This is a genomic window from Burkholderia sp. Ac-20349, from assembly GCF_017104865.1.
Lineage (GTDB): Bacteria > Pseudomonadota > Gammaproteobacteria > Burkholderiales > Burkholderiaceae > Burkholderia > Burkholderia aenigmatica.
This window is the reverse complement of record NZ_JAAGPM010000006.1, coordinates 94,293-108,369: the sequence shown is the minus strand read 5'-3', so window position 1 is coordinate 108,369 and position 14,077 is coordinate 94,293. Positions and strand designations below refer to the sequence as shown.

At 64.7% G+C, this 14,077-nt stretch carries 14 protein-coding genes; 4 read left to right on the top strand and 10 right to left on the bottom strand.

The genetic code is table 11. The features are described from left to right. The first annotated feature begins 32 nt into the window (after positions 1 to 32). A complete protein-coding gene (locus G3N61_RS04145) occupies positions 33 to 1,004 on the top strand; it encodes an AraC family transcriptional regulator (RefSeq protein ID WP_205821650.1) in 972 nt (323 codons plus the stop codon). A 32-nt stretch (positions 1,005 to 1,036) separates the two neighbouring features. On the opposite strand, the gene G3N61_RS04140 is transcribed toward G3N61_RS04145, so the two are convergent. The 3 genes from G3N61_RS04140 to G3N61_RS04130 all read right to left on the bottom strand — a co-directional run bounded on the left by G3N61_RS04140 (position 1,037) and on the right by G3N61_RS04130 (position 3,559). Next, positions 1,037 to 1,705: a CoA pyrophosphatase gene (locus G3N61_RS04140; RefSeq protein WP_205821649.1), complete on the bottom strand. Its 669-nt coding sequence runs from the start codon at positions 1,703 to 1,705 to the stop codon at positions 1,037 to 1,039. A gap of 286 nt (positions 1,706 to 1,991) precedes the next feature. Further along, positions 1,992 to 3,197: an MFS transporter gene (locus G3N61_RS04135; protein WP_205821648.1), complete on the bottom strand. Its 1,206-nt coding sequence runs from the start codon at positions 3,195 to 3,197 to the stop codon at positions 1,992 to 1,994. Continuing rightward, a complete protein-coding gene (locus tag G3N61_RS04130) occupies positions 3,194 to 3,559 on the bottom strand; it encodes a RidA family protein (RefSeq protein WP_175034245.1) in 366 nt (121 codons plus the stop codon). Before G3N61_RS04130 ends, G3N61_RS04135 begins: the two co-directional genes overlap by 4 nt. A 133-nt stretch (positions 3,560 to 3,692) precedes the next feature. On the opposite strand from G3N61_RS04130, the gene G3N61_RS04125 reads away from it, so the two are divergent. Further along, a complete protein-coding gene (locus G3N61_RS04125; protein WP_205821647.1) occupies positions 3,693 to 4,511 on the top strand; it encodes a TrmB family transcriptional regulator in 819 nt (272 codons plus the stop codon). 89 nt (positions 4,512 to 4,600) lie between these two features. Further along, positions 4,601 to 5,458: a PhzF family phenazine biosynthesis protein gene (locus G3N61_RS04120; RefSeq protein ID WP_205821646.1), complete on the top strand. Its 858-nt coding sequence runs from the start codon at positions 4,601 to 4,603 to the stop codon at positions 5,456 to 5,458. A gap of 74 nt (positions 5,459 to 5,532) precedes the next feature. On the opposite strand, the gene G3N61_RS04115 is transcribed toward G3N61_RS04120, so the two are convergent. From G3N61_RS04115 to G3N61_RS04085, 7 genes are all read right to left on the bottom strand, one after another. After that, positions 5,533 to 5,736, bottom strand: a complete 204-nt coding sequence (locus G3N61_RS04115; protein WP_205821645.1) for a hypothetical protein — start codon at positions 5,734 to 5,736, stop codon at positions 5,533 to 5,535. A gap of 107 nt (positions 5,737 to 5,843) precedes the next feature. Continuing rightward, positions 5,844 to 6,461, bottom strand: coding sequence for a M17 family peptidase N-terminal domain-containing protein (locus G3N61_RS04110; RefSeq protein WP_205821644.1), 618 nt, complete (start codon positions 6,459 to 6,461; stop codon positions 5,844 to 5,846). Between the two features lie 239 nt (positions 6,462 to 6,700). Beyond that, positions 6,701 to 7,105 (bottom strand): hypothetical protein, encoded by a 405-nt coding sequence (locus tag G3N61_RS04105; RefSeq protein WP_241017559.1) that lies wholly within the window; start codon positions 7,103 to 7,105, stop codon positions 6,701 to 6,703. A 431-nt stretch (positions 7,106 to 7,536) separates the two neighbouring features. After that, positions 7,537 to 9,078 carry a GMC family oxidoreductase N-terminal domain-containing protein gene (locus tag G3N61_RS04100; protein ID WP_205821643.1) on the bottom strand — a complete coding sequence of 514 codons (1,542 nt, stop codon included), beginning with the start codon at positions 9,076 to 9,078 and terminating at the stop codon, positions 7,537 to 7,539. Positions 9,079 to 9,110: 32 nt separating this feature from the next. Then, a complete protein-coding gene (locus G3N61_RS04095; protein WP_205821642.1) occupies positions 9,111 to 9,524 on the bottom strand; it encodes a DoxX family protein in 414 nt (137 codons plus the stop codon). Between the two features lie 62 nt (positions 9,525 to 9,586). After that, positions 9,587 to 10,312: a pirin family protein gene (locus G3N61_RS04090; RefSeq protein ID WP_205821641.1), complete on the bottom strand. Its 726-nt coding sequence runs from the start codon at positions 10,310 to 10,312 to the stop codon at positions 9,587 to 9,589. 399 nt (positions 10,313 to 10,711) lie between these two features. After that, positions 10,712 to 11,626 carry a LysR family transcriptional regulator gene (locus tag G3N61_RS04085; RefSeq protein WP_175220719.1) on the bottom strand — a complete coding sequence of 305 codons (915 nt, stop codon included), beginning with the start codon at positions 11,624 to 11,626 and terminating at the stop codon, positions 10,712 to 10,714. 126 nt (positions 11,627 to 11,752) lie between these two features. Here G3N61_RS04085 and G3N61_RS04080 point away from each other — a divergent pair, with 126 nt between their 5' ends. Next, positions 11,753 to 14,029 carry an FdhF/YdeP family oxidoreductase gene (locus G3N61_RS04080; protein WP_205821640.1) on the top strand — a complete coding sequence of 759 codons (2,277 nt, stop codon included), beginning with the start codon at positions 11,753 to 11,755 and terminating at the stop codon, positions 14,027 to 14,029. Positions 14,030 to 14,077 lie beyond the last annotated feature (48 nt).

The following is a 14,077-nucleotide window of genomic DNA, read 5'->3' as shown; positions in this document are numbered from 1 at the left end:
GCCCGATTCCGCTGATTTTCTTGCACAAACCTATGAGCACCGAGCCCACCGCCCCCCGATCCCCGTCGCTGCCACCGCGCGACCGGAAGCGCCTGGTGACGCTGCTGCGCGCGCTGGCGCCCGACGAAGGCTACAACCTGACGGCGCTGCCGAGCGTGCGCATCCTGCGTTCGAACCGCGCGCTGTCGCGCACGCCGGTGCTGTACGACCCCGGCATCGTGATCGTGTGCCAGGGCTGCAAGCGCGGCTACTTCGGCGGCGAGCGCTATCTGTACGACGAACATCACTACCTGGCGGTGTCCGTGCCCGTCCCATTCAGCATGGAAACCGACGCGACGCCCGAGCGGCCGCTGCTCGCGCTGTACCTGCACCTCGATTTCACGATGGCCGCCGAACTCGCGGCACAGATCGACCGCGCCGGCATCGCGGAGCCCGTGCAGGCGCCCCGGAGCATGATGTCGACGCCGATGGACGAAACGATGCACGCGTCGGTGCTGCGTTTCGTCGAGGCGATGCACCGGCCGCTCGACGCCGCGGTGCTGGGCCCGGCGCTGCTGCGCGAGCTGTATTTCCGCGTGCTCACCGGCGCGCAGGGCAGCGCGATGCGCAGCGCCCTGGCGATGCGCGGACAGTTCGGCCGGATCGGCCGGTCACTGCGCGTGATCCACGCCGATTACGCGCGGCCACTCGACGTGCCGCAACTGGCGGACGAAGCCGGCATGAGCGTGCCGAGCTTCCACAGCCACTTCAAGGCGATCACGCAGGTATCGCCGATGCAGTACCTGAAATCGACACGGCTGCATCAGGCCCGCTTGCTGATGGTGCGCGAGGACCTGACGGCGGAGGCGGCCGGCTACGCGGTCGGTTATGCGAGCCCGTCGCAGTTCAGCCGCGAATTCAAGCGCCTGTTCGGCCTGACGCCGGCGAAGGAAACGCAGCGGATGCGCGAAAGCTTCGCCATTCCGGCCGCATTCGAGGATGCGGTGTTCGTGTCGTCGCATTGACGTGCGCCGGAACCCGACCGTCATGCACGCCGTCAGCGCGCAGCATCGCGTACCAGGCCCACGAGCGACTTCAGGATCAGCGCAGTCACGCCCCAGATGTCCTGCGGCTGCTCCGCCCAGTACCATGCGCCCGCGCGCTCGCCGTCCGTGTATTGCCGGAGCAGATCCGGATTCAGCAGCACCGGGAACGGAAACTCGAAGATCTCCGCGACTTCCGCGGGCGCCGCCTCCCATTTCACCGTTTCCGGCACGATGCCGATCACGGGAAAGATCGCGTGATTGCGCTTTCTGGTTTTATGGATCGGCAAGCTGCCGACGACGCGAACCGCGTCCGGCGCCAGGCGGATTTCCTCGAACGCCTCGCGCAATGCGGTCGCGCCGATATCGCGATCGGACTCCGCCGGGCGGCCGCCCGGAAAACTCACATGCGACGAGTATTCGCTGAGATCCGACGCGCGCTTGGTCAGCAGGATCGTCGGCTCGCGCCGCGCGACGATCGCGACCAGCACCGCCGAGAATTTCCACTGTCGGTCGTTGTCCGCGAGGAATTGCTTCGCCGTCGGCCAGTCGATACCGGCAGGAATGCCGTGGCTTTCCACGCCATGGACGATCGCTTCAAGGGCGGCCTGCGGCGAGCCGGCATTCGCGTGCGCGCTGGCCAACCCGCCGCCGGTAGTCAGGACGCTTCTGTCTGGTTCCATGTCTTCCTCCTGCGTGCTGCAACCGGCACGCGCTGAGCGACACTGAACCCGACACGTGTTGCATGGGCACGGCGTCGTTATGGTCAATCCGATGAACCCGTGTTCGCATGCGATCGCAAATGACACGCGCCCGAGCGCGACTGCCTGCTTCGACGTAAGAATATCCGCCAGCGTTGCGGATAGCTGAATGCCGAAGCCCGATCGCCGTCGATCGACGGAGAAACCCGATCATGCACGAAAAATGAAATTCGGATCGACCGCATGCGCCCGCACGTCGCGCCTGCATTCAAGTGGCGGAGGTCGGCTCGCTCCGCGCATCGACGCTCGCCGATGTGGTACCGATCAACCCGGCCGCCGCGATTGCCGCAGCTGTCACGATCATCATCGCGCCCCATCCGACCCGCGCGTTGAGCAGCCCTGCCGCCACGGCACCGCCGGCACCGGCCGCGTAGTAAAGCGTCAGGTACGCTGCGCTCAATGCCCCGGCCCGAGCCGGCTGAATCGCGACGACACGCGTCTGGTTCGCGACCTGTGCGGCAAAGCAACCGGCATCGAACATGGCCAGCCCCACGCCCAGCCGTCCGGGATGACCGAGCGCAACGGCAAGCAGCAAAGCCGACACAGCCGCCACGAAGAGCCCGCCCCGGATAACCGCGCGATCGCCGAATCGATCGGCGAGCTTTCCGGCCACGCGCGTCACGCCGAGGCCCAGCACACCCGCGAGACTGTACGCACCGATCGCTGCGGCACCCAGGCTATACGGCGGCTCGGCCAGGCGAAGCGCGAGCCCCACCCAGACCAGGTTGAACGCGAAGAACCAGAGCATGCCGGCGCAGGTACGGCGCCTCAACTGAGCGCTGTCGCGCAGCAACCGCGGAATGGCGCCGATCGCATTCGCACGGCCGGGCAGCCCTTCCGGCCGGCCACCGGGCAACAGCACCGCACCGCCGATGGCAGCCAGCGCAACGCATCCGGCCAGCGCGAGCAATGCGCCGCGCCATCCGCACCATTGCGACAGCACGCCGCCCACGAAACGGCTCAGCAGGATCCCGGCGGAAATGCCCGCCGACACGCCCCCCATCGCCACGCCGCGCCGTTGCGGATCCGCATGTTTGCCGGCGACGGCGCTGCATTGCGCCGCCACCGTCGTTGCCGCACCCACCAGAAAGAAGCCGGCGTCGAGCGCGAGCGGCCCGGGCGACCACGACGCGCACGCCAGCAACAACGCTAGCGCGCCCATCTGCGTCGAGACGAGCACGCGCGGACTGAACCGGTCAACCAGCGGCACCAGCAATGCAAGACCGACCAGATAACCGAGCATCGTCACGGACGCGAGGGCTGCCATGCGCGACGCAGCCACCCCGAACTCGTTCGCGATGGCCGACAGCGACGGCTGCAGCGCATAGCCATTGGCGATCGCCACGCCGGCCGCCAGTGCGAGTACCACCGTCGCAGTGCGGGACAGCGGCACCCGGCTGCCGGCGACGGTCATGCCGCGGCCCTGACGGCAATCGCCTCGACTTCGACGAGGATTTCCGGATCGACGAACGGAAGCGCATGCACCAGCGAAAACGCCGGCCGGATATCGCCATAGATCTCCCCATGCGCGCGGGCCGCGGCTTCCCAGTTGTCGAAGTCCGCGACCACCAGGCGGCTCTGGACAACGTCCGACAACGAGAACCCGCTGTCCGCCAGCACTCGATCGATCGTGGCCAGCGCGTCGCGTGTCTGCGCGTACACGTCCGCGCCTTTGCCGGCCGTCCCCGAAATGTAGATGGTGTTGTCGACGACCACCGCGCGAGAGTAGCCGACCTTGGGCTCCCACGGGGAGCCGGTGCTGATCCGTTTACGCATCTTGAAGATCCCTCCAGTCAGGTTTGGATGCATCACCTACTACTTGAGTAGTAAGTTCGAGCGATTGTATACTACTCCGGTAGTTAATCAAGAAGCCCCACGCAGGTCGTCGTGGGAGCAGGAGCCGATACGCATGAGCGAGAACACGGAGCTGATCACGTCGTTGATCCGGCTTGGATTCACCCAGTACGAGGCGCAGGCCTATGCTGCCCTCGTCGGACAGGCCGCGCTGACGGGTGCGGAAGTCGGCCGGCGCGCCGGCATGCCGCCATCGAAGATCTACGAAACCCTCGGCCGCCTGGAAACGCGCGGTGCGGTGCTCGTCAACCGGTCGGAACCCGTCCGCTATGCGGCCGTGCCCCACCGGTCGTTGCTCGAGGACTTGCGCACGCGCTTCAACGCGGATCTCGAACTGGCCGCGGGCGCGCTCGATCGGCTGCCGGTTCAACAGGAGCCGGGGCTCGTCTGGTCGTTGAGCGGGCGGGAAGCAATCGCCAGCGCATTCGCGCGCGTCATCGTCAATGCGAAAACGCAGATCTTCGCGGGCGTCTGGGACGAAGAGATCGACGATCTCGGGCCGCTGCTCGAGGCTGTCGCGGCACGGGGCGTCGACACGCACGTGGCGATTTACGGCAATCGCACGCTCAACGGGCCGCGCCACTACGACATGGCCAAATGCGGCGCCAGTGCAAGGCTCAGGCTGTCCGGACGCCGGCTCGCCGTCGCCGTGGCGGACAACACCGAGGCAGTCGTGGCGGAATTCGGCGATCATTCACCCGATCACGCCACCTTGACGACCAATCCGGTCATTGCGCTGCTCGCGGTCGAGTACATCAAGGCGGACGTGAGCGGGCGCGTGTTGATCGACGCAATGAGTCCGGCGGAGTACAGGAAAATCCTGAAGCATCCCGACATGCAGGCGATGCTTGCGCCGCTCGACAAGCCGAGCTGACCCATGCGACTCCGCACGGCTGCCGGCGCATCGAGCAGCGTGCCCGCAAAGCCCAGGTACGGTAATCAACCCACTCACTCGAGCGTCAAATGCCTTCCTTCGCGTTCCGCCTGCTGAATGTATTCGCCGAATCGACGTTCGGCGGCAACCCGCTTTGCGTATTCGAGGATGCGCGCGGCATGGACGATGCGACCATGCGGGCACTCGCCGTGCAGTTCAACCTGTCCGAAACGACCTTCGTGCTGCCGTCGGAGCGCGCGCATGCGCGGGTACGCATCTTCACGCCGGGCTACGAGATGGCCTTTGCGGGCCATCCGACGCTCGGCACCGCGCATGTCGTGCGCGACCTGCTGGGCGCGGCCAACGATCTCGCGCTCGAATTCAAGGCCGGCGTGGTCGACGTCAACGCGCACGGCGACGTGTGGACGTTTACCGCGCCGCATTCCGGCATGCCGAAGACAGCAGCATGCGAGTTGCCCGACGCCCGGATCGCGGCTTTGCTGGGGCTCACGGAAGACGATCTGCTCACACCGCCGGTCTGGGTCGACACCGGCGCCGACCAGTTGCTGGTCGCGCTCAAGGACCCCGCCGCCGTGCGCCGCGCGCAGCCCGACAGCGCGTGCCTCGACATCTGGCCGACCAGCAGCCTCGGCCGCAAGACCGCGTATGTGTTCGCGTTCGATCCCGAGCGTCCGGGGACGGTGGTGTCGCGCTACTTCTTCGTGAAGCAAGGCAGCGTGTCGGAAGATCCGGGCACCGGGTCGGCCTGCGCGAATCTGGGCGGGTGGCTGCTTGCGATGAACCGCGACCTGCCTGCCGCGTATCAGGTCGAACAGGGTGAAGCCATCGGCCGGCCTTGCCTGCTGCGGTTGTCGGTCAGCGCGAACGGAGAAATCGGTGTCGGTGGGCGCGTGATCGAACTGGGGCGCGGCGTCGTCAGCCTATAGACGCGCCCGACGGACAGGTCGTTGCCGTCTGCGGTATCGCGCGGTTCGCGGCCCACGCTGCGACGACAGGTTCGTCAGCAATCTTCCGGGGACAGGGTTCGCGTCCGGGCGATGGCATGCATGGCCGTCACCAGTGCGCGATCCGCCACCGGCCACGAAGCGGAATGGCAGTGGTGACGCCGAGCGAGTTTCGCTTTGCAGTTGGCGTCCGAGGTCAAAAGCCGCTGCGCTGCAGCGTGCGCCTCGGCGAATCCATTCAGATCGACGGCAGCGATCATCGGTGGTTCGGGGAACGGGTGCCGGCCTGCACGCTGCTGGTGGAGGTGGACGACCCGACGCGCCGGCTGAGGACGCCGCATTTCACGCAAACCGAATCGATCTTCCTCTACGTCGAGCGCTGGGACTGTGCGGTCGCCAGTGCGTTTCCGAATTGTTCGACAGCTCCGTCGAAGCGGGACGCGCCGACATCGAAGACCCAATGGCGCAGTGACGGTAGCGCAGCGAGCCCCAGTTCCGCGATCCGGTATTGTGTGTCTAGCGTGGCCAGCACGGCCGTCACCATCGCGTGCGGCATCCCGTCGGTGGCCGCGCTCGTCAACCCGCCGTCGAGTATGCTCGGTGCGAAGGCCACACTTTGCAAACCCTGCTGCATCGCCGTTCGGGCGGCCGTGGCGGCGGCATCCGCGGTGACATCAATGGTCCAGCTTGCGGGATCACCGAGCCCGATCAACAGCACGCGGCCCGCTTCGATGCCCGCGGGCGGGCGGCTGATCAACAGTGTTTCCATCGGCGCTGCCAGAAAGTGACCTTCGCGCCGCAACCCGGTGAGCGCCCCCGATAGCACGAGGTCGAGATGGCGTAGTCCGCCCGCCGGCCCCCCACCCGCCGCCTCGCGGGCGAACATGCAACCACAGGAAAGATCAACCTGAGCACCGACGCCATCCCATGCGGCAACCTCGAAGGACACATCACGCCAACTGCCGATGATCTGCCGTAGAACCATATCGTCTCTCCCGTGAGGTCAGGACGCGGCGGGCCCGTCTTCGATCCTGACGATCGATGCAACAGCCACCCGCGTGCAACGGACCAGTCATGCGTGTGCAATCCGGATCAACGGCTTTTGCCGATCGGGACTGCCCTCGATGGCTTCCCGCTCATGCGAAATCGCAGCGGCTACACGTCCTGTCAGCGTGACGCGTAGAGGCCGCTCGAGGTACGTCGACCACGCGTTTCGCGCGTGGCCTACACAACGTTGCCGATCAGCTTCAACAACGCAGTGTGGTCGACCGCGAGATCGGCCGAGTTGTCGAAGTGATACAGATAACGCGTCGCAAATGCGTCCGTGGACGCACGGTCCAGCTTGAGCAATTCCCGTGCTCTTGCCACGACTACCGTCGGCGTCAGCTCCAGTTCACCCTCTTGATCCAGCGCTTCGTCCAGCATGACGATCAGTCGGCTGAGCGGCTCCAGCCACTTCATCGAATCGTCGAAGGCCATCACCTGCAGAAAATCGCCGGCCGATTGGTGCCCATGGGTCTTCTCATACTCGCGACGCTCAAGTTCGACCAGTGTCCGGTGCAAATTGAGAAGCGCGGTCCGGATGCGGGCGCAGTGTTCTGCTCCGTGGGAATGTGTTCCAGTATTCATATCGGTTCACCTGTTCAGCCGTGTTCCATTCGGTGGCGGCCCGTGCACCGTGTTTCGCGGGCCGCCAGTCACATTGCGACACGTCATCATAGAAGATTGTCTCGACAGATGGCATCGGTTGCCTGTCGGCTATTGAGATCACACGCCGCTCGCGTCCCGGGTACGGAACGGAACGCGCAGATGACAGTATCACTCCGACTATCGCCTTTCACGGCCCAAGGCGTCGTGCAGTTCATGACGTTGCGCCAACGACTTCGAAGTGTCAATCGCCGGCGCGAGACGCGGGGCATCGCCGCCGGCTTCAGGCGCCGCGCTCCTGGCCCCGCCCGCTTTCACGACGCCACATGACATGTCGCGTCGGGCGCTCGCACTGCCCGACGCTCCGTGTCTCGAGGCGACGGACACGGACTCATGTCTTGCCGCAGCGCTGGTCAACGCGCCGCATGCGAGGCCTTGATGCGATCGGCCACGATCTCGGCGACCGCCAGTACCGTCGGATTGGTCGCGACCGACGGCACGCGCGGCATGATGGAAGCATCCCCGACATACAGGCCGCTGACACCCTTGACCCGACCACTGTCGTCGACCACTGCCCGAGGATCGTCCGCACCCCCCATCGGAGCGGATGACGTCATGTGCAAGTACGTCTGCACGTGTTCGCGGAGAAATGCCCGGATGTCATCACGGGTTTTCACGTTGGGCCCCGGAGAAATCTCGGCATCCAGGTACTGCGAGAAGGGCTCCGTCGACGCGATGCGCCGCGCCGTTTCCACCGCATCCGCGAGTTTTTCGAGGTCCTTGCTGTTCCCCAGAATACCGGTCTCGATCCGGGGAGGCGTCGTGGGATCACGCGAGACCAGTGTGAGCCGCCCCCGGGAATCGTCCTCGGGCGTCGCGACCGCGAGGCTCATGGAGAAAACCATGCCGCCGTCGTCCGACGACATCGCCTCCAGCATCGTGATGTGACTCGGGATGATGTGCAGGTCGGGAGCGCCTTCGGTTCGCCCCCCGCTTCGGGCGAACAGGAGCGCGGAGATCGGCGGCACGGTAGCGCCCATTTTCTTTGCCGTCGTGGCGAAAACCACGCCACTGGCCGGCTGTTGCATGTAGTTTTTCCCGACCGGCAAATCGGCGACCGTGTCGATGCCAAGCGCGCCCAGCTCGTCAATCGGGCCGATTCCCGAACGCAACAGCACGGCGGCCGACCCGATCGTCCCGGCCGTCAGGACAACGTTCCGGGCTGCTATCTCTTCCCCGTCGGCAAGCCTCACCCCCGTTGCGACTTGCCCCGAGAATGTGACGACATCGATCAGAACGCCGCCACGAACGGTGAGATTCGGACGCTTCCACACCGCGTCGGTCAGATACGCGAGTGCCGCGCCGAACCGGATCCCCTCCCGGGTAATGTTCATCGGATAGCGGCCGACACCGAAGTGCGCTTTACCGTTGAAGTCGCCCACTTCCGGAAAGCCCTGGGTCTTCGCGGCTTCGATGAATGCCGCATGCGACGGGCTCAGTTCCTTCGCATCCCACCGTCGTACCGGAACCGGGCCATCGCGTCCATGGAGCGACACGTCGCCATGGTCGTCGGATTCGATCTTCCTGAAATAAGGCAGGACGTCGTCATAGGACCAGTTCTCGAGACCTCGGTCGACCCAGTGCTGGAAATCCGTGGGCAGGGCACGCACAAAGACGCCGGCGTTGATCGACGACCCGCCGCCGAGGACACGCGCGCGAATCTCGACCGGTTGCCCCTCGACATGCGATGCGCTGTCGTCCCAAAGGATCTCCGCGGTCCCGCCAACCGTGAACGCCTGGCTGACAGCGGCAGGCGCTTCCTTCGGGTGAAAGACGGCGCCGGCTTCGAGCAGCAGCACCGATATCGACGGATCTTCACTGAGCCGTGCGGCCATGACGCAGCCCGCGGCCCCACCGCCGGCAACGATAAAGTCGAATTGTTTTTCGTCACGCATCCATAACACTCCTGACTAATACCACGTGTGGCTCAACGCCCGTCGACGGAGTACCTTCCCGCACCCGTCACGCACAGCAGCATCAGCCCGCCAATGATGCTGATGTTCTTGTAGAAATGGATCATGTTGTCGTACTGCACGGTGCCGGTCATGTTCCAGTAGTGATGACCGACAATCGCCGTCCCGAATGTGTAGAGCGCGAGCAACAAGGCCAGCAGGCGCGTATGGAACCCGACCACCAGCGCGATGCCGACAACGAACTCCATTACCACGGCGATGATCGTCGACAACTCGGGGGCAGGCACGCCACTCGATGCCATGGAGGCAACGGTTCCGGAAAACCCGGTCAGCTTCGACCAGCCGAACATCACGAAGAGCACCATCAGCAGGATGCGAGCGACGAGAATCAACTCGTCCTTGCGGTTTTCAAACAGTGTGTCACGCACGATTTTTCTCGATGAATTAAGTGTCGCCCCACATGGCGCCAGACGCGTCCCTGGAAGGCCGGTCAAGACCACAACACCGGCGTTTCAATGCCGCGCAAATCGAACACCAGCACTTCCGCACCGCGACCTCGCGTAAAGCTCAGTGTTCGCTCACCGCGGACCCGTGCGCCGTCACCTTCGCCAAGTTCGACGCCGTTCACGGCAATCGCACCGCGCGCCACGTGCACATACGCGTAACGGTTGCCGGCAAGTTCGAGCTCGGCGCTTTCATCGCCGTCGAACAGTCCGGCATAAACGCGAGCGTCCTGTTGCAGCGTCAGCGATTCGTTCGCGCCGTCGGGTGACAACACCAGTCGCAACACGCCACGCTTCTGCTCCTCGCCGAAGTGACGTTGCTGATAGCGTGGCGGCGTGCCGTTCGCGGCCGTTGCGATCCACACCTGCAGGAGGTGTACGGGCTCACGCTTCGAAGGGTTGTATTCGCTATGGGCGACGCCGGTGCCGGCGCTCATCACCTGAATGTCACCGGGTACGATCACCGACCCGGTGCCCATCGTGTCCTTGTGCTCCAGCGAGCCCTCCAGCACGTACGTGAATATCTCCATGTCATGGTGCGGGTGCTTGCCGAATCCTTGCGCCGGCATGATCCGGTCGTCGTTGATCACCAGCAGATCGGAAAAGCCGCTTTGCTTCGGGTCGTAATAGCTCGCGAATGAAAACGTGTGACGCGAGCTGAGCCAGCCGTGCTCCGCTCGTCCGCGTTGATCTGCATGTCTAACCTCGATCATCGTGTTCCTCCTTGCGTGGACGAGATGGCTCGATCACTATGCCGGTTCGGCTCATGCGGCGGAAGCAACAAATCTGAAAACCGGCCTCTCAAATTCAAGAAGCAGGCAGGGATCTGGATTCGGGATTCGCTCGAGAAGCCATCGACCGAGCGCAGGAAGAATGAACCCGCGTGCCCGATGTCTTGCGCCGGGTCGCGATATGCACCCGAGCATTCATTTGATGCAACACCCTGCGCGGTCACGGCGACTGAAACAGAAGAACTGGAATCGATCCTATTCCGCGTTGCGCATCCCGTTCGGGATCAACGCCACGGTCCGTCGCGGCATACCGAATCGCGATCAGATCGCCACGAAGCAAGCAGCGGGACGGGGCCGGGGGCGATGCCCGTGATCACCGGATCAAGCGTGCGAATCCGGAGGCGTTGCCCCGCTCACGACATCACTCAACTTCGCGTCCCAGTACGCCTGGCAAAAGTCGAGATACGCCCTGACGATCGATGACGGATGTCGGTGTGACGGAAACAGCAGGTTCAGCTCGACGGCAGGAAACGGATAGTCGTCCAGAATCGAAACCAGCCGGCCTTTACGCAACTCGTCCGTGACAAGAAACGGCGGGAGTTCGGTCACGACATCTCCGACGAGCGCGCGGTTGCGCAGATGCGAGTAATCGTTCGTCGACAGCACCGGGCGCGGATGGAATTTCGTGTCGCCGAGATGCCAGACAGGCGGCGCGTACGCCCCGCGCCCCCAGGTTGCACACGGCAAACGATGCAGATCGTCCGGCGTCTCCGGTCGGCCGTAACGCTCGAGCAGCGCGGGGCTCGCGACGAGCCGATGCCGATAGATTGCGATCTTGCGCGCCACCATCGACTCCTGCTCGATCGCCCCGACCCGCAACGCCACATCGATGCCGTCGAGAATCAGGTCGACACGGCGCTCGGTGGTATGCACGAACAGGCGAATGCCCGGATAACGCGCCTGAAACTCGCCGAGCAGATCCCACCACACTTCGAACGTCGGCGGCAACGACAAACGCAGGAACCCTTTCAATTCATGCTGCGCGCCCACCACCGACTCCCGCGCCTCGGCCAGCGCTTCGATGCCGCGACTGGCGTGTTCGTAGAGCCGCACGCCGGCATCCGTCAATCGCGTGCCACGCACTGAACGCTCGAGCAATTGCACGGCCAGTTCGCTTTCGAGGGCGCGGATCCGACGACTCAGTGTCGGCAGCGGGATACCCGTGCGTACGGCCGCCGCCGACAGGCTGCCCGCCTGCACGACGATCACGAACATCTCGACAGCATTCAGATCCATATCAGCCTTTCGAATTTGAGAGGGAGGTTATCAGATTTGTCGATTCCACATCGCGATTCGAACAGGCACAGTGACCAGCCAAAACCGGCCGACATTCAAGCTGACCTGAACAACAACGGAGCTCACATGACTGCACGACGCGACGTCCCGGGTATCCGGGCATACGATGGCCCGGCCGGCGGCTGGGGCGCCCTCCGTGCAACGGCGGAAGCAGTCCGCACGCAGATGGAATCGCTCAAGGCGCCGATCGTGCTGATGCGGACCAACCAGCCCGACGGGTTCGACTGCCCCGGCTGCGCATGGCCCGACAAGGAACACAAGTCGACGTTCCAGTTCTGCGAGAACGGCGCGAAAGCCGTCACGTGGGAAGCGACGACCAAGCGCGTGACGCCCGAGTTCTTCGCGGCGAACACCGTGTCGTCGCTGCTGCGCATGTCGGACTACGAACTGGAGAACATGGGGCGGCTCACGCATCCGCTCGTCTACGACCGCGCGAGCGACACGTTCCGCGCGATCGAATGGGACGACGCGTTCGCCCGCATCGGCGAAGTGCTGCGCGCACTGCCGCCCGACCAGGTCGAGTTCTATACGTCGGGGCGCGCGTCGAACGAGGCCGCGTATCTGTTCCAGCTATTCGCACGCGAATACGGGACGAACAACTTCCCCGACTGTTCGAACATGTGTCACGAGCCGACGAGTGTCGGCCTGCCGCAGTCGATCGGCATCGGCAAGGGAACGGTATCGCTGGAAGATTTCGACGTGTGCGACCTGATCATCTCGATCGGCCACAACCCGGGGACCAACCATCCACGCATGATGGGTACGCTGCACGAAGCCGCGCGCCGCAACGTGCCGATCATCGTGTTCAACCCGCTTCGCGAGCGTGCGCTCGAACGCTTCGCCGACCCTCAGAATCCCGTCGAGATGGCCACCTATGGGTCGACGCGCATTGCGTCGACCTACTTCCAGGTCAAGGCCGGCGGCGACGCGGCCGCGCTCAAGGGCATCATGAAGGCGCTGCTGGCCCTGGACACCGCACAAGGCAACGTGCTGGACCACACGTTCATCGCCGAGCACACCGAAGGCTTCGACACGTTCGCCGCCGATCTCGTCGCGACCGGCTGGGATGCAATCGAGCGCGAAAGCGGGCTCGCGCGCGCTGCACTCGAACAGGTGGCGAACGCCTATGCAAAGGCGAATGCAACGATCGTCACCTACGGGATGGGCATCACCCAGCACAACACGGGCACCGCGAACGTTCGCCTGATTGCCGACCTGCTGCTGTTGCGCGGCAACATCGGCAAGCCGGGCGCAGGCATCTGCCCGCTGCGCGGTCACTCCAACGTGCAGGGCAACCGGACGGTGGGCATCACCGAAAAGCCGTCGGCCGAATTCCTGAAGAAGATCGAGGACGTGTTCGGCTTCAAGCCGCCGCGTGCGCACGGCCACGATGCCGTCAAGGGCATGCAGGCGATGATCGACGGCACGGCCAAGGCGCTGATCTGCCTCGGCGGCAACTTCGCGGTCGCGCTGCCCGACTCCGGGCAATGCTTTCCGGCGATGGGGCAGCTCGACCTGAGCGTCCACCTCGGCACCAAGCTCAATCGCTCGCATCTGCTCGTCGCGAAAGAGACTTTCGTGCTGCCCTGCCTCGGGCGCACCGAGCTCGACGTGCAGGCAGGCGGCCCGCAATCGGTGACGGTCGAGGATTCGATGTCGATGGTCCATGCGTCGTCGGGCACGCTCACGCCGGCGTCCGACCATTTGCGCTCCGAGCCCGCCATCGTCGCCGGCATTGCGCACGCAACGCTGCCGGCGAGCAAGGTCGCCTGGCTGGACCTGATCGCCGACTACGACGAGATCCGCACATTGATCGAACGAACCATACCGGGTTTCGAGAACTTCAACGAACGGATCAGGGCGCCGGGCGGATTCCGGCTGCCGCTGCCGCCGACCGAACGCCAATGGCCGACGGCGACCGGCAAGGCGATGTTCTCGGTGTTCAGCGGCGTCGAGGAAGATGCCCCCGTTCACGGCGACGACATCCTGCGCCTCGTGACGCTGCGCAGCCACGACCAGTACAACACCACGATCTACGGGCTCGACGACCGCTATCGCGGCGTGTTCGGCCGACGCGACGTATTGTTCATGAACGAGGGCGATCTGGCCGCGTGCGGGCTCGAACACGGCGATCTGGTCGACATCGAGACCGTCGCACCCGGCGGCCAGCCGATGCGGCTCGAGAAGATCACGGCGATCGCCTACGACATCGCCGCGGGATCCGTCGGCGCGTATTACCCGGAAGCGAACGTACTCGTCCCGCTCGACTACATCGACAAGGAAAGCGGCACACCGTCGTACAAGTCGGTCCCGGTTCGCGTGGTCCGGTCACACACGCTCTGAACCAGTGGCGCGCGCGCCCGCCGAGGCGGAACGCAGTGTGTTCGGCCG